Here is a 17,911-nt window from a genome sequence, read left to right on the forward strand (position 1 = left end):
CGTGCCCCCTTGTTTTATGATCGAAAACTCCCCGCTAAGCGGGGAGTTCCAAAAAGGCGAAGCCTATAGCTGTCAAAAAGAAGCTCTCCTTTGCTACAAAAAAGTTGTCCTGACTTCCGTAGTAGCAAAGGAGAGCGACAATGGATGATCAAAGTTTAGAGCACACGCGTTGGAATTGCAAATATCATATCGTGTTTGCACAGAAATTCAGGCGCAAAATTATTTATGGCAAATACAAGAAAGAAATTGGCCTGATATTAAGGAGATTGTGTGAGTATAAAAAGATTGAAATATTAGAAGCGCATGCATGTATTGATCACGTCCACATGTGCATAAAAATACCTCCCAAGTATAGCGTGGCACAAATCATGGGATACTTGAAGGGAAAAAGCGCGTTAATGATATTCGAGCAGTTTTCGAACTTGAAATATAAGTTTGGGAACCGTCATTTCTGGTGCAAAGGCTATTTTGTCAGCACGGTAGGGGTGAATGAAGCCACTCTTTTGAAGTATATTCGTGAGCAAGAGGTACGAGACAAAATAGCCGATCAGCGTAGTTTGTTTGAACATAAAGACCCATTTATGGGTCGCTAGGAATAGCGGCGGAAGTCAGGTCTGGCCTCCTTCAGGGGGCGGACGAGTAACAGGCCCTTATAGGGCCAAATCAAACCGCCCCTTGAAGGGGCGGTGCTGATTTTGGAGGTATTCCGGTCTCAGCCCCAGAGCACCAGCCCGGTTTCCAGGGGCGAAGCCAGACCCTTGTGCACGGGCATGACCCGGATGCCGTAGCGGTAATGCCCGTTGTGGGTGGGAATGTAGGTGGCGGAATAGTTCATGCCGTCCTCGCCGTGGTCCGCGGCGCGGGGCTCAAGGCGCAGCACCTCGGGCTTGTTGCGGAAGTTGCCGTTGGCGTAGGCGCGGCCGATGACCAGTTGCACCAGTATTTCCTCGGGCTTCATCTGGCCCAGATGCATGTGCAGGCGCACGCTGACTGGCTCGCCGCAGGTCATGGTGTTGCCGTCCGCGCCGCTGATGATGATTTCCTCCATCTTCACCGTGCCGAAGCGCGCGGGCAGGTCCTGCTGCCAGACCGCCAGATCGCGGCAGAGCGCCCAGTCGTCCTCGGCCAGCATGTCGCGGCGTTTGGCGCCCGGCATATAGGCCAGCCGGATATAGTCGTTGAGCATGCGGTTGCTGCTGTACATGGCCGTAAGGCTTTTCAGCGAGCGCTTGGACATGGCGATCCAGTTGGCGGGCAGACCGGCGTTGTTCACGTCGAAATAGAGCGGCAGCACGGCGTTTTCCAACAGGGTGTACAGGGCGTCGGCGTCGGCATAGTCGTTCTGTTCGTCGCTGGGCAGTTCGGTGGTGACCACCGGCCCGATGGTCCAGCCGTTCTGGCGGTTGTAGCCCTCGCACCACCAGCCGTCGGAAATGCTCAGGTTGATGCCGCCGTTGACCGGCAGCTTCATGCCGCTGGTGCCCGAGGCCTCGTGCGGACGGCGCGGCGTGTTCAGCCAGATGTCGCAGCCCTGGGCCAGCAGGCGGGAAACCGCCAGGCTGTAATCCTCCATAAAGAAGATCTTGCCCAAAAAGCGCTCATCGCGGCTCATGCGCAGCACTTCCTGAATCAGGTTTATGCCTGCCTCGTCCGCCGGATGGGCCTTGCCCGCGAAGACCAGGCATACGGGCCGTTCGGGATTGTTCAGGATGCGCGCCAGCCGGTCCGGGTCGGCAAAGAGCAGGGTGGCCCGTTTGTAGGGCGCGAAGCGCCGGGCGAAGCCGATGAGCAGGGTATGCGGCTTGAGCAGGTTTTCCATGCTCTTGCGCTGGCCCCGGTCGAGCTTGAACTTCTGCGCAAAGGCCGGAATGCCCGCGCGCAGGGCGTCCAGCAGGTCTTCCTTCTGGGTCATGCGGGCCGACCAGTAGGCGTCGTCCGGAATCTCGTCCACCTTGTTCCAGATCGGGGAATCCGGCCCGGCCTGGAGCCAGTCCGGCCCCAGATACTGGTTGAGGATCTCGTGCATGTGCATGCCCACATAGGAGGGCGTGTGCACGCCGTTGGTCACGTAGTCGATGGGGGTTTCGGCCAGGGGCAGGCTTTTCCAGAGCTTGTTCCACATATGGCGCGAAACTTCGCCGTGCAGGCGGCTCACGCCGTTGGCCTTGGAGGAAAGGCGCAGGGCCAGCACGGTCATTTCAAAGGACTGGCTGTTGCCGCCCTCCATCTGGCCGAGTTGGGCGAACTGCTGCCAGGAAAGGCCGAGCTTGGAGGCGACGCCGCCGAAATAGCGGCCCATAAGGTCCAGGGAAAAGGCCTCGTTGCCCGCGGCCACCGGCGTGTGCGTGGTGAACACGGTATTGGAGCGCACCCGCACCGTGGCCTCCGCATAGCTCATGCCCATGATCATGCATTCCTGCAGGCGTTCGATGACCATGAAGGCCGAGTGTCCCTCGTTCATGTGATAAACGTGGGGAGCAAGGCCCAGAGTGCGGATCAAGCGCATGCCGCCGATGCCCAGGAGCATTTCCTGAAGCAGGCGGATCTCGCGGTTAGCCTCGTAAAGGCGGTCCGTGATCTTGCGGTCTTCCTCGGTGTTGCGGCGGGTGTCCGTGTCCATGAGATAGAGGGCCACGCGTCCCACCTGCATTTTCCAGACCCGGGCGAAGAGAATCCGCCCGGGCAGCTCCAGCTGCACAAAGACGGGTTCCCCGCTGTCGTCGTAGACCAGTTTGACCGGCAGCTGCGCGAAGTTGTTCATGGGATACTGGGCTACCTGGCGGCCGTCGGCGTCGATTTCCTGTTTGAAGTAGCCGTTTTTGTAGAGCAGGCCGATGCCGAAAAGGGGCACGGCCATGTCCGAGGCGGATTTGAGATGGTCGCCGGACAGCACGCCCAGGCCCCCGGAATAAATGGGCACGGACTCATTGATGCCGTATTCCGTGGAAAAATAGGCGACAGGGTGTTCCGGCGTCACATGCTCGCTGAGCACGCGCAGGGGCTCGGCCATGTAAGCGTCGAATTCGGCCAGCACCTCGTCGTAGAGGCGCATGTATTCCTCATTGTAAATGAGGTAGTTGAGGCGTTCCGGATCGGCCTCTTCCAGCACCCGGATGGGGTTGCGGCATTCGCTCCAGAGCTGGGGATTGATGGCCATGAACAGGGCTTTGGCTTTGTCGTGCCAGCACCACCAGAGATTGGTGGAAAGGTCGCGCAGGCGCGCCAGGGCCTTGGGCACTTCGGCCACGGCCATGATGGGCCGCAGAAAGGGGGTGGCCGAAGACGAGGCCGTGAGAATGCGGTTCAGGCTTTCCCGCCCGTTGCCGGAGTGGCAGATGCGCGTGTCGGCCTTTTCCAGCGCCAGCTGGAAGGCCTCGATATAATGGGTGAAGAAATAGCGCCAGGAAGTCTGCTCGGCCAGGGCGCGGGCGTTTTTGCGCCAGACGGCCAGATTTTCCTGGGGCGCGGCCGCAGCCTGGAGCACACGCTCGTGCAGGGCCGCCGCGCCCTGTTCAAAGTTGGTGCCGCGCCGGGGCATCACGTGCACGCCGGGGCGCGCTTCGGCTTCCTTCTGGGCGAACTGGCGCGCCCACATGCCGAAACCGGAGAGGTCCGTGGTCAGGGTGGGCACGGCCCAGGCCGCGCATTCCTGCGGAGTGTAGCCCCAGGGCTCGTACCAGGAGGGGAAAAAGCCCACGTCGCAGGCCGAAATGACGTCCTCGTAGGGCATGTTGAAGAAGCCGTCGTTGCCGTCCAGCATGGCGGGCACAAAGATGACCTTGACGCGTTTGTCGCAGGCATTGTTCAGGCCCAGGCGGCGGCAGGCGTTGATGATGGGGTCCTGCGGGGCGTTCCAGGCGTAGTGGGTGCAGATGAAGGGCTGGCCGTTGTCCGTGGCGTTGGGATCGCCGGAGACGGCCGCCGGGTTGATGCCCGTGTGGCCGCCCATGACCAGGCAGAGAACCAGGATCGAGGCGTCCGTGCCCGCCAGGTTCTGATCCGCGCGGGCCAGGGCCTCCAGAAAAATGTCGATGCCCTTGTTGTGCATCTCGTAGCGGCCGGAAATGGCGAAGATGCGGGTATTTTCCGGCAGCTTGCAGCGCAGGAAACGGTCGGCGGCCTCCAGGATTCTGGCCCGGGTGGCCAGCGGTTTTTCGCGCTCTTCCGAAAAGTCGGGGATCACCCGCAGATCCAGGCCGTTGACCGTGATGACGTCGGGCTGGCGGCCCAGAAAGACCGTGGATTCCTCGCCGGTAATCGGGCTGACCGTGGTGAAGGCGTCGGCCTCGCGCGCTGAGGCGCTTTCCAGGGACCATTTGGCCGTGATGTTCTGCGCGGCGGCCTCGGTGGCGGGATTGATGCTGCGCAGATTGCTGTAAATGTCGCGGCCGGTTCCGGCCAGAGCGCGGCCCAGCATGGTGGCGTGGGTGGTGAAGACCGTGCCCACGGCCGGAGCCAATTTTTTCAGGGTCAGCAGGCCCGCGCCGCACATCCATTCGTGGAAGAGGGCCACGGAACGCCCGCCCAAGGGCTGCACCAAGCTCTCATGGATGGCCGCAATCACCTCGCCGCAGGCCGTGGCGAACATGACCGGCTCAATGTAGTCCCAGCCGCCGGAAAGGGAGTCCACACCGTAATTTTTCCACATTTCGTACAACAGCTGGTTGCTGGAGTAACGCTGGGAAAAATCCACCAGAATGGCCTTGGGCCGTCCCGGTATGTTCCAGCGGCCCAGGCGACACTTGAGATCTCTGGTGCTCAAGGCCAGGCGCAGCGAATCCCAGATATGTTCGTCTGTTTCTTCAAAACCGGCGTTCTGTTGCAGGGAAGGGCCCAGCAGGAAGTAATCCTCGCCGAAAGTTTCCACGGCCTGCAGCGCCTTGCTGCTGACCACGGAATAAATGCCCCCCACCTTGTTGCAAACTTCCCAGCTTACTTCAAACAGCGTGACAGGGGCGTTATTGAAATCCATAGAGACTCCTTGTGGGCCCGCCCGCATATAAAGCGCCGCGTCACGGGCCATTGCCCTCCGTCCGTCTCAAAAACGGCGGAGGGCGACAGTTCCCGGAAGGGGCAACCTTTTCAGGCGGATGTTTTTTTCTTTGCGCCTCCGGCCTTGTCGGCGGGAGCGGCCCTCTTTTTTTCGGCGGTTCCCGTTGCCGTTGTCCGGGGTGTTTTTCTTGTTGTTTTTCCGGCTTCGGCCGCCGCTTCTTCCGCCGCGGTCAGGCGCATCTCAAAGTCGGCCAGCACATTCATATAGGTAATGTAGGCGTCATACGGACTGTCGAAGGGATTGGGCCGGTCGGACAGGAAGTCGGCGAACCATTTTGTTGAGATATAATGGAAATGATCCGACGTTTGCAAGCGCTCAAAGTCGCGCACCAGATCCGGCGCCCCCACCTTACGCACGCGCGGGGCCAGGGCATAGAGCGTGTGGATGGCGTCCTTCTGCATGTCGTTGCCCAGCCAGGCTGTGAGGTCGCGCCCCTCGTCGTCCCAGGACATGAATTCGGGCACGTCCACCTCGCCCACGGCGTCGATTTTCCTGACCGCTTCGGCGGGCGTCACGAAGTGGAAATCCTTGTGGGCCAGCAGGGCGGCGGGCAGGGCTTCCATAAAGTCGAAAATGCCCGACTCCCGGGGATTGCGCAGGCCGAAGGAATGGTAATCGTTGAAGATGTTGATGATTTCGGACGAAGCGGCAAAGCTGTGGCACCAGGAGGCGTACTTTTCCGCCGTGAGCGGCCATTGGTCCCAGCCCTGATCATTGAAGCGCAGGCCGATGTCCGTGGACAGGGACGAGTTGCGCAGCAAAAGACGCATCCGGGGCGTGGAAATCGGTCTGTAGACATAATTGGGACTGCGCCAGCCCAGCACATGGTCCGCGCCCTCGGCCAGCACGGCCTTGAAGCCCAACTTTTCCAGAGCCACGGGCAGGTCGTTGTTGTAGACGAACTCCGTATTGCGGAAGGTCGTGGGTTTTTTGCCGAAAAGCCGCTTGATCCGCTCGCACTGTTCCCTGACCTGGATGTCGAATTCATCCCGGGAGTAGAGAAAGGCCAGGGAGTGAGGCGCTGTTTCGGCCACAAATTCCACGTTGCCGGTATCGGCCAGGGCCTGGAAGCTCTCCACCACCTCGGGCGCGTACTGCTCGAACTGGTCCAGGGCCGTGCCCGAGATGGAAAAAGCCACCTTGAAGGCCTTGCCGTGGCGGCGGATCAGCTTGAGCAGCAGGTCGTTCATGGGCAGATAGCAGGTGCGGGCCGTGAGCAGCAGGGCGTCGCAGTTGTGGTCGTCGTCCTCGTAAAGTGAGTTTTGTCCCATATCAAAAACCGTGTAACGGCAGAGCCGGTACGGTTCGTGAACTTCATAGCAAAGGCAGAGCGCTGGCATCAGTTACCTCCGGATACGTTGCGGTAAACGGCCATCAGTTGATCCGCGGCATTTTCCCAGCGGATGGATTTCATTTCTTCCCGGCAGTTTTTTACCAATTCCGCAGCCAGGCAGGGGTAACGCAGAACCGCGCAGATTTTGTCGGCCATGTCGCGGGTGTCCCAGAAATCGGCCTTGAGCGCGTGCTCCAGCACCTCGGACACGCCGGACTGGCGCGAGAGCAGCACGGGCACGTCGTAAAGCATGGCCTCCAGCGGCGTGATGCCGAAGGGCTCGGACACCGAAGGCATGACGTAGAGATCGCTCAGGGCGAACATGCGGTCCACTTGTTCGCCGCGCAGAAAACCGGCGAAGTGGAAACGGTGTCCGATGCGCAACTGTCCCGCGCGGCGGATGAGCTGGGGCAGCATGTCGCCGCTGCCGGCCATGAAAAAGCGCGCGTTGGGAATTTTTTGCAGCACCAGGCGGGCCGCCTCCATGAAGTATTCCGGCCCCTTCTGGAACGTGACCCGACCCAGGAAGAGCACCCGTTTTTCATGGCGGATGCGCGGCGGAATTTCGTAGCGGCGTTCCACTTCATGCCGGGCCACGGCGTTGTAGACCACCACCACCTTTTCCGGCGGCACGCCGTAGCGTTCGATGACGGTCTTGCGGGTCAGGCGGCTCACGGCCACCACCAGGTCGGCGGCCAGCAGGCCCGCGCGCTCGATGGCCGCCACCTGCTCATTGATGTTTTCGCCGCTGCGGTCGTATTCCGTGGCGTGAATGTGGGCCACCAGGGGTTTGCCGGTCAGGGTTTGGGCCAGCATGCCCGCGGGATAGGTCATCCAGTCATGGACGTGGATCACGTCGTAGCTTTCGCGCATGGCGATGGTCGCGGCCAGACGGCTGAAGCGGCGTACTTCGCTCATCAGGTCCGGGCCGTAGCCGCCCTTGAGCTGAAAGGTGAAGGGCGCGCCGGACCAGGTGCGCAGATCCGTGCCGCCGGGCGTGCGGGTCAGCCAGTTCAGGGATTCGGCGTAGCCCTGCGGGGTGATATATGGGGTAAGCGGGCTGGATACGGCCATGAAACGGATGTTGTCCTGCCAGACGTCCTGCCCGGCGCGGGTCATGCGCTCCGCCGCCTCTTCGCTGATGGGCGTGCCCGAGGCCGACTCCAGCCGCAGGAAACCGTTCCGGCCGCCCGCGCCGACACGCGGCAACACAAAGATTATCTGTGCGCCTTTTTTGGCCAGAGCCTGGGTCATGCCGTAGCAGGCCGTGCCCAGGCCGCCGCTGATATGCGGCGGAAATTCCCAGCCGAACATAAGCACTCGCATTGGTGATTCCTCTTTGGAAGCCCTGATTAACGTTTTTTTTGTTTTCTGCCTGCGTCAGGTTCCCCCGTGCGAAACTCATGTATGTCTTGATACACGCTGTTTCGCCCGGAATTCGCTTCCCCGGCAGAGAGCAAACGTTTTCATAAATCAGCACGTTCCGATATTTCCAGGAGCGCGGGGCCGCTCAGCCCCGCCGGGACTCCGTTTTGTTTATGGGTTCGCCATCGTCGGCAAGGGTCATGCTTACCCGGCAGACGCCGGCCGTATCCCCGGAAATGGGATTTGCCAGACGGTAGGCCGCCAGTTTTTCCCAGGCCTTGTATACGCCGGGGGCGGCCCGCTTGAGCCGGATCAGCATGCGCAGGCACTCCGCCACGCTCCAGGCCTGGGCAATGCAGCCGTTGGGCCGGTAGGGCGGGGAGGCGTCGAAAATTTCGGAAATGCTTGCCAGGCCTGCGTCCGTGAGGTGGTCGCAGAACAACGGGGTCACCCGGTCCAGCAGGGCCTGGACCGCGCCGTCCACATCCCAGGCCACCCGCAGCAGGGCGTCGGTGTAATGCCCCAGCAACCAGGGCCAGACCGTGCCCTGATGGTAGGCCGCGTCGCGGCTGGCCGGTCCGCCCTCGTACCGGCCCCGGTAGCCCGGATCGTCGGGCGAAAGGGTGCGCAGGCCGAAGGGCGTGAGCAGTTTGTTGCGCACGCATTCCACCACCTGGGGCTGGTGCTGCTCTTCCAGCACGGGATAGGGCAGGGAGACGGCCAAAATCTGGTTGGGCCGCACGCTCTGGTCCAACATGCCGTCGCGCCAGACGTCGCCCAGATAGCCGCCGCCGCGCGTGACCCAGAAGTGCTCGAAAAAGCTTGTGCGCAATGCGCGCAGGCCCTTGGCGTCCTCCCATTTGGGCTCGCGGAAGACGCCCGCCAGATAATCCACAAAGGCCAGGGTGTTGTACCAGAGGGCGTTCAGCTCCACCGGGCAGCCGTGGCGCGGGGTCACCGGGCGGCCGTCGGCCTGGGCGTCCATCCAGGTCAGCTGGGTGTGGGCGTTGCCCGCGTGCAGCAGGCCGTTCTCGTCCACAAAGATATCCATGCCCGGACCCTGGCGGTAGCCGCTCACAATGGCCTTGAGCGCGGGCCAGGCATGCTCGCGCACCCAGTTCAGGCCCTCGGGATTTTCCTGGAGGTAGCACTGCACGGCAAAGGCGTACCAGAGGGAGGCGTCCGCCGAGTTGTAGGCGTGGTTGCCGTCCTCGGCAAAGCAGTTGGGCGTAAGGCCGTTTTTCAGGCTGCCGGCCACTTGCTTCAGTACGCGCAGGCCGAATTCCGTGCGGTCGCCGTAAAAAGCCAGACCGGGCAGGGAAATCAGGGTGTCGCGGCCCCAAGCGTCGAACCAGTGGTACCCGGCCAGCACCGCCGGACGGCCTGAGGGCGTTTCAATGCAGAACTGCCGCCCCATCTGGGCCAGGTGGCCGATGAGGCCGCCGCCGTTGTGGTGGGCTTTGGTCCTGGCCCGGCTTTCGGCTTCCCAGATTGCCTCCAGATCCTCCCCGTCTTCCGCGACCGGCTCGGTGCCCACAGCCATGTAGACGCTGCCCCCTTCGGGCAGGGGCGGCAGGGGAATATCCAGAATGCCGGGCTGGAACAGGTCCTCGCTGTCGGGGAAGCCGCGTTCGCGTTCCTGCATGTATTCCACATTGTGGAACCAGTCCGGCGAGGGCAGGAAGGTGAAGGGGCCGCGCACCTGCATATACAGCGTGGGCAGGCCTTCATAGGGCGTGATGCTGAAGCCCCGCAGCACGTCTTGGGTGCGCACGTGCAGATGGGAATTGGCTCTGGTCAGGGCATGGAAGTGCCTGTAGGCCAGCAGGGGCTTGATCCGCAGGGTCAGCGGGGGCAGCTTGGAAAGGCCCTGGATGGACCAGCGCAGCAGCAGGCGGCTTGTTCCGTGGATCAGAAACATTTCCCGGCGCAGGCGCACGTCGCCCACCCGGTAGGTGAATTCGGGCCACTGGTCCAGGCGGAAACTTTCCAGATATTCGTGCCCGTGCGGGTAGAGGGTCCTGGGATGCTGGCGGGTGGAGAGAAAGAACTCCTTGCCCCCGCCCATGACCGATTCCTCCAGGGCGGAGAGCAGCACATGCCTTCCCAGCGGCGTGTTGACCGTGAGCAACCCGTGGTATTTGCGCGTATTGCAACACAGGATGCTGCTGCCGGCATAGTCGCCCAGCCCGTTGGTCAGCAGCCATTCCTTGCGCAATGCTCTGCGGGTGTTCTGGCAGGCGGCCTTGTCAAAACTGAACCTCATACGGCCTCCTTGGCGTATAGGGTTAGAATGATGGCCGGGCGGTGCTGCTGGAGATCAGAGAGGTTAGGTGCGAAAGGCAGCGCGAGACCCGTGGATTCGGTTCGGACAGATCCGGCCGGCGGCGGAACAAAAGCGGGAAAAACGCGTTTGCAGAAAACCTGTTGCCCCCTTTCTTGTTCCGCTGGCTTTATATATTACATTCTATAGGAAATTTTTTTAGCTGTCGAGTTTTACGGCTGTGTTACAGTGGAAAGAATTGTATGACTTTTGCAAAACAACGCCTGTTCGGGCGGCGCGCATCGCCGGCCGGCGGGCCGCTTCCGGCCCCGCGCCGCAAAGGTTCGCGCGGGGGCTTTTGCTTTCTCGCATTTTGGAGTAAGCTATTTGCTCGCTGAAACTTCGCATACCGGGATGGGGGTATTTCATGAAAGGACTGCATCTTTGGCTGGGCGCGCTGGCTCTTGCTCTGCTTCTGCCCGCGGCGGCCCTGGCCGCCGACCTCAAGGTGGGGCTGATGTGCCCGCTCACGGGGAAATGGGCTTCTGAAGGCCAGGACATGAAAAACATCGTCAGCCTGCTGGTGGATGAAGCCAACAGCAAGGGCGGCGTCAACGGTCAGAAAATCAAACTGGTGGTGGAAGACGACGCCGGGGATCCCCGCACGGCGGCCTTGGCCGCGCAGAAGCTGGCCTCGGCCGGAGTTGTGGCGGTCATCGGCACCTACGGCTCGGCCGTGACCGAGGCCAGCCAGAATATTCTGGACGAAGCCGGGCTGGTGCAGATCGGCACGGGTTCCACCAGCGTGCGCCTGACCGAAAAGGGCCTGCCTCTCTTTTTCCGCACCTGCCCGCGTGACGACGCCCAGGGCAAATCCGCCGCCGCGGCCATAGTCAAGGGCGGCTACAAGGCCGTGGCCCTGCTGCACGACAATTCTTCCTACGCCAAGGGTCTGGCCGAGGAAACCCGCACCGCCCTGGAAAAAGCCGGTGTGAAGGTGCTCTTCTACGACGCCCTGACTCCCGGCGAGCGGGACTACACCGCCATTCTGACCAAACTCAAGGCCGCCGGTCCGGATCTGGTCTTTTTCACCGGGTATTATCCTGAAACCGGCATGCTGCTGCGCCAGAAAAAGGAAATGGGCTGGAACGTGCCCATGATGGGCGGCGACGCTGCCAACCATCAGGATCTGGTCAAGATCGCCGGTCCCGAGGCCGCGGCCGGCTACTTCTTCATCAGCCCGCCCCTGCCCCAGGATATGGACATGCCGGAAGCCCGCAATTTCCTGACCGCCTACAAGGCCAAGTACAACAGCGTGCCCGTGTCGGTCTGGGCCGTGCTGGCCGGGGACGCCTTCAAGGTCATTGAGGCCGCGCTGGCCGCGGGCAAGACCGAACCCGAGCAGATGGCCGCCTGGCTCAAGCAGCTCAAGGACATGCCCGGCCTGTCCGGGGCCCTGGGCTTTGACGCCAAGGGCGACCGCGTGGGCGAGTTCTACCGCACCTATGTTGTTGATGGGAAAGGGGCTTTTGTTCTGCAATCCAAGTAAGTTGCGGCTAAAAAGCGTCTTTTGCCCCCTGGGCCGCGTCAAAAAATCGGACGCGGCCCAGGGCTGTACGTAAAGAGTACTACCCCTGGCCCGCGTCCGGTTTTTTCCTTGCCAGGGAACAAAATCCATCTTTTTAGCCGCAAGTTTCCGGGGCGTTTTCAGCATGCTCCGCCAGCGGCTTGATTTGCTCTGAGCGCCGGGAAATATGGAACAATTTTTTCAACAGCTTCTGAACGGCCTTGCCGTGGGCGGCATTTACGCGCTGGTGGCCTTGGGCTACACCATGGTCTACGGCGTGCTCAAGCTCATCAACTTCGCGCACGGCGATCTGTTCACCATCGGCGCCTATCTGGGCCTGACCCTTCTGGTGAGCTGTAATCTCTCCGGCATGCTGCCTCTGCCCCTGGCCGTGCTGGCGGTCTTCATCATGGTGGGCCTGCTGGTGGCGCTGCTCGGCTTTCTGCTGGAGCGCGCGGCCTACCGCCCCCTGCGCAATGCCGGTCGTCTCTCGGCCGTGGTTTCGGCCTTGGGCGCGTCCATCTTTTTCCAGAACGCGGTTATGCTGATCTACGGCGCGCGCGTTTACGTCTATCCTGATTTTCTGCGCCCGGACTTCACGGTGCATCTCTTCGGCGTCGCCGTGTCGGGCGTGCGCCTGCTGGTCATCGCGGCCAGCGTGCTGCTGATGCTCGGGCTTTCGGCCTTCATCCAGCGCACCCGCACGGGCGCGGCCATCCGCGCCGTGGCCATTGATCCGGGCGCGGCCCGGCTCATGGGCATCAACGTGGACAGGATCATTTCCCTGGTCTTTCTGATCGGGCCGGGCCTGGGCGGCGCGGCCGGTCTGATGGTCGGCATCTACTACGGCCAGATCGACTTCACCATGGGCTGGTCCTACGGGCTCAAGGCCTTTACCGCCGCCATCCTGGGCGGCATCGGCAACATTCCCGGCGCCATGATCGGCGGCCTGCTGCTGGGCGTCATCGAGGCCCTGGCCGCCGGGTACATTGCCATCGCCTGGAAGGACGCCATCGCCTTTCTGGTGCTGATCCTGATTCTGATCATCCGGCCCACGGGCATCTTGGGCGAACGCACGGCGGACAAGCTATGAAGCGCGTGCCCCTGTACATCCTGATGGGCGCGTTGCTCTGCGGGCTGCCCCTGGTCTGCAATCCCTACTGGCTGGACGTCTGCGTGATGATCGGCCTCTACGCCCTGCTGGCCCTTTCGCTGAACGTGATTCTGGGCCAGGCGGGCATCTTTCACATGGGGCACGCGGCCTTTTACGCCGTGGGCGCGTATGTGACGGCCATCCTGAACACCCTCTGCCACTGGCCCATCTTCTGGACCATGCCCCTGGCGGGCGCGGCCGCGGCTCTTTTCGCCCTGCTGGTGGCCCGGCCCATCATCCATCTGCGCGGCGACTATCTGCTGATCGTGACCATCGGCATTGTGGAGATTGTGCGCATCGCCCTGATCAACGACGTCTTCGGCCTGACCGGCGGCTCCAACGGCATTTTCGGCATCAGCCGCCCGCGTTTCTTCGGCTACAAGATCGTCAAAAGCGTGCAGTTCTATTATTTGGTCTGGGGCATGGTGGGCGTGAGCCTGCTGCTCTTTTACGGGCTCTGGCGCTCGCGTTTCGGCCGGGCGCTGAATTACATCAAGGAAGACGACGTCGCGGCCGAGGGCTGCGGAGTCAACGTCACCCGTTACAAGCTGCTGGCCTTTGTGCTGGGGGCCTTCTGGGCGGGCATGGCGGGCACGGTCTACGCCGCGAAAATGGTCACCATCGCGCCGGAATCCTTCAACTTCATGGAATCGGTAATCATTTTCGCGGTGGTCATCCTTTCCGGCGGCAGCCAATTGGGCGTGCTGGTCAGCGCTTTTCTGTTCATCGGCCTGCCGGAAGTGCTGCGCGAGTTTTCCGCCGCGCGCATGCTGATCTTCGGTCTGGCCATGATGGTGATGATGATCTGGCGGCCGCAGGGCCTGCTGCCGCCCGGTCCGCGCCGCTACGCCGTGCCCCCGGACATTCCAGTCCTGCCGCCGGATGTGCCGCCGGGCCTTCCGCCGCGCCTCCCGGAGGATGCCGCGCGCGGGCCTGAGCCCGCCCCGGCACAGGGGAGGCCCGCATGAAGCTGCTTTCCCTGCAGGAAGTGACCAAGATTTTCGGCGGGCTCATTGCGGTCAACGATCTTTCCTTTTCGGTGGATGCGGGCAGCATTGTGGGCCTGATCGGGCCCAACGGCGCGGGCAAGACCACGGTTTTCAACTGCATTACCGGCAATTACACGCCGGAGCGGGGCCGGATCTTTTTTGACGGCGAGCCCATTACCGGCCTGAAGCCCCACCGGGTGGTGGAACTGGGCATTGCGCGTACCTTTCAGAGCATCCGCCTGTTCGGAAAGCTGCCCGTGCTGGAAAACGTGCTGGCCGGACGGCATTGCCGGATGAGGGCCGGTCTGTTCGCCTGCATGCTGCACACGCCGGGCCAGCGCCGCGAGGAAAAGGCCGCCGTGGCCCGCTGCATGGAGGAATTGCGCTTCGTGGGCCTGGCCGACCGCCGCGCGGAAGCCGCCGGAGGCCTGTCCTACGGCAATCAACGGCTGCTGGAAATCGCGCGCGCTCTGGCTTCGGACCCGCGCCTGCTGGTCCTGGACGAACCCGCCGGGGGCATGAACGACCAGGAAACCGCGGCTCTGGTGGACATCATCGGCGCCATCCGGGAGCGGGGGATCACCGTGCTGCTTATTGAGCACGACATGCGCCTGGTCATGCGGATCTGCGAAAAACTGGTGGTGCTGGAGCACGGCACCTTGATCGCCGAGGGCGCGCCCGAGGCCATGCGCCGCCATCCGGCGGTGATTGAAGCCTATCTGGGCGCCGACGACGAGAAGTGGTGAATATGTCTCTGCTGACCCTTTCAGACATCCGGGTGCGCTACGGCAGCGTGGAAGTGCTGCACGGCATCAATCTGCGCGTGGAGGAGGGCGAGATCGTCACCATCCTCGGGGCCAACGGCGCGGGCAAAAGCACCACACTGCTGTCCATCAGCGGTCTGGTGCGTCCCTGTGAAGGCGAGATTCTCTTTGAGGGCAAGCCCCTGCTGCGCCTGCCCAGTCATGAGGTGGTGGGCTTGGGCATAGCCCAGTCCCCGGAGGGCCGCCGGGTCTTCGGGGCCATGAGCGTGCTGGAAAATCTGCGCCTGGGCGCATTCTGCATCCGGGACAAGGCCCGTAGCGAACGCACCCTGGAATGGATTTTTGATCTTTTCCCGCGCCTGCTGGAGCGCAAGGAGCAACTGGCGGGCACGCTTTCCGGCGGCGAGCAGCAGATGCTGGCCATCGGCCGGGCCCTGATGGCCGAACCGCGCCTGCTTCTGCTGGACGAGCCGTCTCTGGGGCTGGCTCCGCTGCTGGTACGCTCCATTTTCGAAACCGTGCGGACCATCAACGAGCGCGGCGTCACCGTGTTGCTGGTAGAGCAGAACGCCCGCGCCGCCCTGAAGCTGGCCGCGCGCGGCTACGTGCTGGAAGTGGGCAAAGTGGTCATGGAAGACCGCGCGGAAAACCTGCTGGCCGACGCCAGCGTGCGCGAGGCGTATCTGGGCGGATAGCGGGACGCATCTGTCACAACCGGATGGGCACAGAGGGATGATGACCAGATCCGGCTGTAACAGCGCTGTAACAATCTTGTTGGGTTACCCCTCTTTCATTTCATGAATCAGTTCCGAAAGCTCCTGAGCCTCCCGGGCCAGACCGGACACGGCCTTGGCAGCCTCGGCCATGGCGTCGGCGATCTGTCTGCTCATGTCGTTGCACAGGAGAATGGAGTGGTTGATCTCCTCGCTGGCGGCGGATTGTTCCTCGCTGGCCGTGGCAATGGCGTTGACCTGATCGGCCGTGGTTTCCGCTGTGGTCACGATTTCTTCCAGCGCGCGGCCTGATTCATTGGCCAGGTCCGTGGCTTCCTCGATCTGGGCCACGGCATTGTCCACCGAAGCCGTGCTCTTGGCCGTGCTTTCCTGAATGGCCTTGATGGCATTGCCCACGTCGTTGGTGGAGGCCATGGTCTTTTCGGCCAGTTTGCGCACTTCGTCGGCCACCACGGCAAAGCCGCGTCCGGCCTCGCCCGCGCGGGCGGCCTCAATGGCGGCGTTCAGGGCCAGCAGGTTGGTCTGGTCCGCGATGTCCGAGATCACCCCCATGATCTGGTCAATGGAACGGGCGTGCTCATTGAGCTGGGTCATGTCGTCCTTGAGTTCCAGCGAAACCTGATGCACGGACTCTATGCGTCGCAAGGAGCGTTCCACCACCTGCGCGCCGGCGGTGGCTTTGTCCTTGGTGTCGGCGGAAGCGGCTGAAGCGGCTGAGGCGTTTCTGGCCACTTCCTGCACGGTAGCGTTCATTTCGTTCATGGCCGTGGCGGCCTCGGAAAGACGCTGGGCCGCTTCGCCCGCGCCCCGGTCGGACTGTTCGATCTGGGCGGAAAGCTGCGTGGACGCCGAAGAAACCACACTGCCCACTTCTTCCAGCCTGCCCGCGACGTTCAGCAGGGCTTCAGCCTTGGCTTTGGCCTCCTGGCCGGCCGCTTCAGCCTTTTTCATGGCTTCCTCGGCTTTGACCGTGGCTTCCTGGGCGTTTTGGGATTCAAGCTCGGCCTTCTTGATGTTCCTTTCCAGAGCGCCCACCATCTCCACAATGGCCCCGTACACGCCCTGCTTTTTGCCGCCGTCGTCCACATTGTAGTCGCCGCCCACCACGCGGTGGGCAATGACGCTCAGTTGGCCGGGGTCTTTGCCCAGTTGCGCGTTCACGTTACGGGTGAGGAAGACGGTGATGAAGATGCCGCAGAGCAATGCCGCCCCGCAGAAGCCGAGGATGACGAAATTGGCGTCGCTATTGCTTTCCTGCACCTGCGAAACGCCGAAGGTGGACAGCTCCGTCGCGCTTTGGTCAACGTTGCGGAACAGCCCGGCCAGGGAGCGCAAGTCCACTCCCATCTGGTGCATGAACTCTATAGAGGCCTGCGCGCTGGGAAGGTATTTGTCCATCTCCCTTATGATGGCCGCCATCGCTGCCTTATTGCTGGGCGTCCGAAACCGGTTCGCCTGTTCGACCATGGCATCCCGCATGTTTTTCAGGGCGGTCGAAACGGAGTTAAGCTCCTCTTGCGTGGACCTGAGGGAGAGGCTGCGAAGCTCGGTCCGCAATCGGTTGAATTCGATGCGCAGTTCCAACACCTTTGTCTGGTTGTCGATGCTGGTCGCGTCAACGCCCTGAGTGAGCATTACCTCGCGAATCATGGCCTCCATGGCATCAAAGGCCTTTGTCAGACCCACGCGGGCTTCATCGGCCTGAGCCAGCAGACGTATGCTTTTTTTCTGGTCGTCAATACATTTCTGTAAAACCGGCAGAATGGCCTCCAATTGCTTGATGCAACCCGACATTTTCTGCCTGTTTTCGGGGCTCGCAACCATGGGGAGACACAATTCGAACTGCTTTTTGGCTTCCGCCAGTTGTTCCCGGGCACGCTGGGCAAAGCTGTCGCTCCCATAAACGATATAACGCAGATAGGCGGCCTGTGTGTTCAGCAGGGCTGTTTTACTGTTCTCGATATGCGCTGCCTGGCCGGAAAACCGGCTCATCTCATCCGTCAGGTAATAAGAGGCTCATCCCAGCGCCAGAGTCATAAAAAGAACTAATGAAAAGCCAAGAATCAATTTTGTCTGCAATTTCATAATTCACCTAGCAACCTTTGACAGTAGTTTCTGACATTCTTCTCCATGATGCCATTTGTTTCACATGAAATTGAGGAAGAGTTCCAGAAAAGATTGTGGCCTTGACCTGAAGCCTCCCGGTGCCGTTTGAAACAGGCACATACCATATTCATAAGTTGTGTTTCATTTTTTTCTCCTCAGGAATTTATAAAAGCAGTTGCCCTCTTTTTATAATGATATGTGTATTTGGTTATAAAAACATAATTTAGAATGTAAAATATGAAGAATAATACCTTTATAAAATAAAATATAGGCTTATTTAATTTTTATTATTACGGAATATTATTGCAATACATCCTTCCGTAAGTTTTTGTATGCTTACTGCTGTCATCCACTGGAACAAAAGTGACAGGTTAACGCCAGTTACCGCCCATATCGGCATGAACTCAATTTGCTTTAGGTTTTTAAATGTCTTTTTCCCTCCCGCCGCTCATGCAAAAACATACTTTCCAACCTGTCTTTCGGAAGAATGGCTGCCTCTCTCCACCCGAAGTCTCCGTCGATCGTGCTTACGATCTGTGGATGATTCGGTTTATATGCCTCCCCACAGGCAGGCATGTTCCCGG

11 protein-coding genes are annotated in these 17,911 nt (G+C 61.1%); 6 read left to right on the plus strand and 5 right to left on the minus strand.

What is annotated here, in order from left to right; genetic code table 11:
• Positions 1 to 140: 140 nt before the first annotated feature.
• The gene (gene tnpA / locus HMPREF1022_RS13360) at positions 141 to 593 is read left to right on the plus strand and encodes an IS200/IS605 family transposase (protein ID WP_009303514.1); all 453 of its coding nucleotides are present in this window, start codon (positions 141 to 143) and stop codon (positions 591 to 593) included.
• Positions 594 to 712: 119 nt separating this feature from the next.
• On the opposite strand, the gene glgP is transcribed toward tnpA, so the two are convergent.
• From glgP to HMPREF1022_RS13380, 4 genes are all read right to left on the minus strand, one after another.
• Positions 713 to 4,972 (minus strand): alpha-glucan family phosphorylase, encoded by a 4,260-nt coding sequence (gene glgP / locus HMPREF1022_RS13365; protein WP_009303515.1) that lies wholly within the window; start codon positions 4,970 to 4,972, stop codon positions 713 to 715.
• Positions 4,973 to 5,082: 110 nt separating this feature from the next.
• A complete protein-coding gene (locus HMPREF1022_RS13370) occupies positions 5,083 to 6,393 on the minus strand; it encodes a glycoside hydrolase family 57 protein (RefSeq protein WP_009303516.1) in 1,311 nt (436 codons plus the stop codon).
• Positions 6,393 to 7,712 carry a glycosyltransferase family 4 protein gene (locus HMPREF1022_RS13375; RefSeq protein ID WP_009303517.1) on the minus strand — a complete coding sequence of 440 codons (1,320 nt, stop codon included), beginning with the start codon at positions 7,710 to 7,712 and terminating at the stop codon, positions 6,393 to 6,395. Before HMPREF1022_RS13375 ends, HMPREF1022_RS13370 begins: the two co-directional genes overlap by 1 nt.
• A gap of 184 nt (positions 7,713 to 7,896) precedes the next feature.
• Positions 7,897 to 10,017, minus strand: a complete 2,121-nt coding sequence (locus tag HMPREF1022_RS13380; RefSeq protein ID WP_008685231.1) for an amylo-alpha-1,6-glucosidase — start codon at positions 10,015 to 10,017, stop codon at positions 7,897 to 7,899.
• A gap of 424 nt (positions 10,018 to 10,441) precedes the next feature.
• Here HMPREF1022_RS13380 and HMPREF1022_RS13385 point away from each other — a divergent pair, with 424 nt between their 5' ends.
• The 5 genes from HMPREF1022_RS13385 (at position 10,442) to HMPREF1022_RS13405 (ending at position 15,182) form a co-directional block, all read left to right on the plus strand.
• The gene (locus HMPREF1022_RS13385; RefSeq protein WP_008685232.1) at positions 10,442 to 11,563 is read left to right on the plus strand and encodes a branched-chain amino acid ABC transporter substrate-binding protein; all 1,122 of its coding nucleotides are present in this window, start codon (positions 10,442 to 10,444) and stop codon (positions 11,561 to 11,563) included.
• A gap of 205 nt (positions 11,564 to 11,768) precedes the next feature.
• Entirely contained in the window at positions 11,769 to 12,674 is a 906-nt protein-coding gene (locus tag HMPREF1022_RS13390) for a branched-chain amino acid ABC transporter permease (protein ID WP_008685235.1), read from the plus strand.
• Positions 12,671 to 13,702, plus strand: coding sequence for a branched-chain amino acid ABC transporter permease (locus tag HMPREF1022_RS13395; RefSeq protein ID WP_008685237.1), 1,032 nt, complete (start codon positions 12,671 to 12,673; stop codon positions 13,700 to 13,702). Before HMPREF1022_RS13390 ends, HMPREF1022_RS13395 begins: the two co-directional genes overlap by 4 nt.
• Complete coding sequence (locus HMPREF1022_RS13400; RefSeq protein ID WP_008685239.1) at positions 13,699 to 14,469, plus strand: ABC transporter ATP-binding protein; 771 nt, start codon at positions 13,699 to 13,701, stop codon at positions 14,467 to 14,469. The genes HMPREF1022_RS13395 and HMPREF1022_RS13400 overlap by 4 nt, the downstream gene beginning before the upstream one ends.
• A gap of 2 nt (positions 14,470 to 14,471) precedes the next feature.
• Positions 14,472 to 15,182, plus strand: coding sequence for an ABC transporter ATP-binding protein (locus tag HMPREF1022_RS13405; RefSeq protein WP_008685241.1), 711 nt, complete (start codon positions 14,472 to 14,474; stop codon positions 15,180 to 15,182).
• Positions 15,183 to 15,266: 84 nt separating this feature from the next.
• Here HMPREF1022_RS13405 and HMPREF1022_RS13410 read toward each other — a convergent pair whose 3' ends face one another.
• Positions 15,267 to 17,213: a methyl-accepting chemotaxis protein gene (locus HMPREF1022_RS13410; protein ID WP_009303518.1), complete on the minus strand. Its 1,947-nt coding sequence runs from the start codon at positions 17,211 to 17,213 to the stop codon at positions 15,267 to 15,269.
• Positions 17,214 to 17,911 lie beyond the last annotated feature (698 nt).

The sequence above is a fragment of the Desulfovibrio sp. 6_1_46AFAA genome (assembly GCF_000224635.1).
Taxonomy (GTDB): domain Bacteria; phylum Desulfobacterota; class Desulfovibrionia; order Desulfovibrionales; family Desulfovibrionaceae; genus Desulfovibrio; species Desulfovibrio fairfieldensis.

Bases quoted from the DNA above. Each gene is read 5' to 3' on its own strand.
- HMPREF1022_RS13380 (WP_008685231.1), bottom strand. From the start codon at position 10,017: ATGAGGTTCAGTTTTGACAAGGCCGCCTGCCAGAACACCCGCAGAGCA.
- glgP (WP_009303515.1), bottom strand. From the start codon at position 4,972: ATGGATTTCAATAACGCCCCTGTCACGCTGTTTGAAGTAAGCTGGGAA.
- HMPREF1022_RS13390 (WP_008685235.1), top strand. From the start codon at position 11,769: ATGGAACAATTTTTTCAACAGCTTCTGAACGGCCTTGCCGTGGGCGGC.
- tnpA (WP_009303514.1), top strand. From the start codon at position 141: ATGGATGATCAAAGTTTAGAGCACACGCGTTGGAATTGCAAATATCAT.
- HMPREF1022_RS13400 (WP_008685239.1), top strand. From the start codon at position 13,699: ATGAAGCTGCTTTCCCTGCAGGAAGTGACCAAGATTTTCGGCGGGCTC.
- HMPREF1022_RS13385 (WP_008685232.1), top strand. From the start codon at position 10,442: ATGAAAGGACTGCATCTTTGGCTGGGCGCGCTGGCTCTTGCTCTGCTT.
- HMPREF1022_RS13405 (WP_008685241.1), top strand. From the start codon at position 14,472: ATGTCTCTGCTGACCCTTTCAGACATCCGGGTGCGCTACGGCAGCGTG.
- HMPREF1022_RS13410 (WP_009303518.1), bottom strand. From the start codon at position 17,213: ATGAGCCGGTTTTCCGGCCAGGCAGCGCATATCGAGAACAGTAAAACA.
- HMPREF1022_RS13395 (WP_008685237.1), top strand. From the start codon at position 12,671: ATGAAGCGCGTGCCCCTGTACATCCTGATGGGCGCGTTGCTCTGCGGG.
- HMPREF1022_RS13370 (WP_009303516.1), bottom strand. From the start codon at position 6,393: ATGCCAGCGCTCTGCCTTTGCTATGAAGTTCACGAACCGTACCGGCTC.
- HMPREF1022_RS13375 (WP_009303517.1), bottom strand. From the start codon at position 7,712: ATGCGAGTGCTTATGTTCGGCTGGGAATTTCCGCCGCATATCAGCGGC.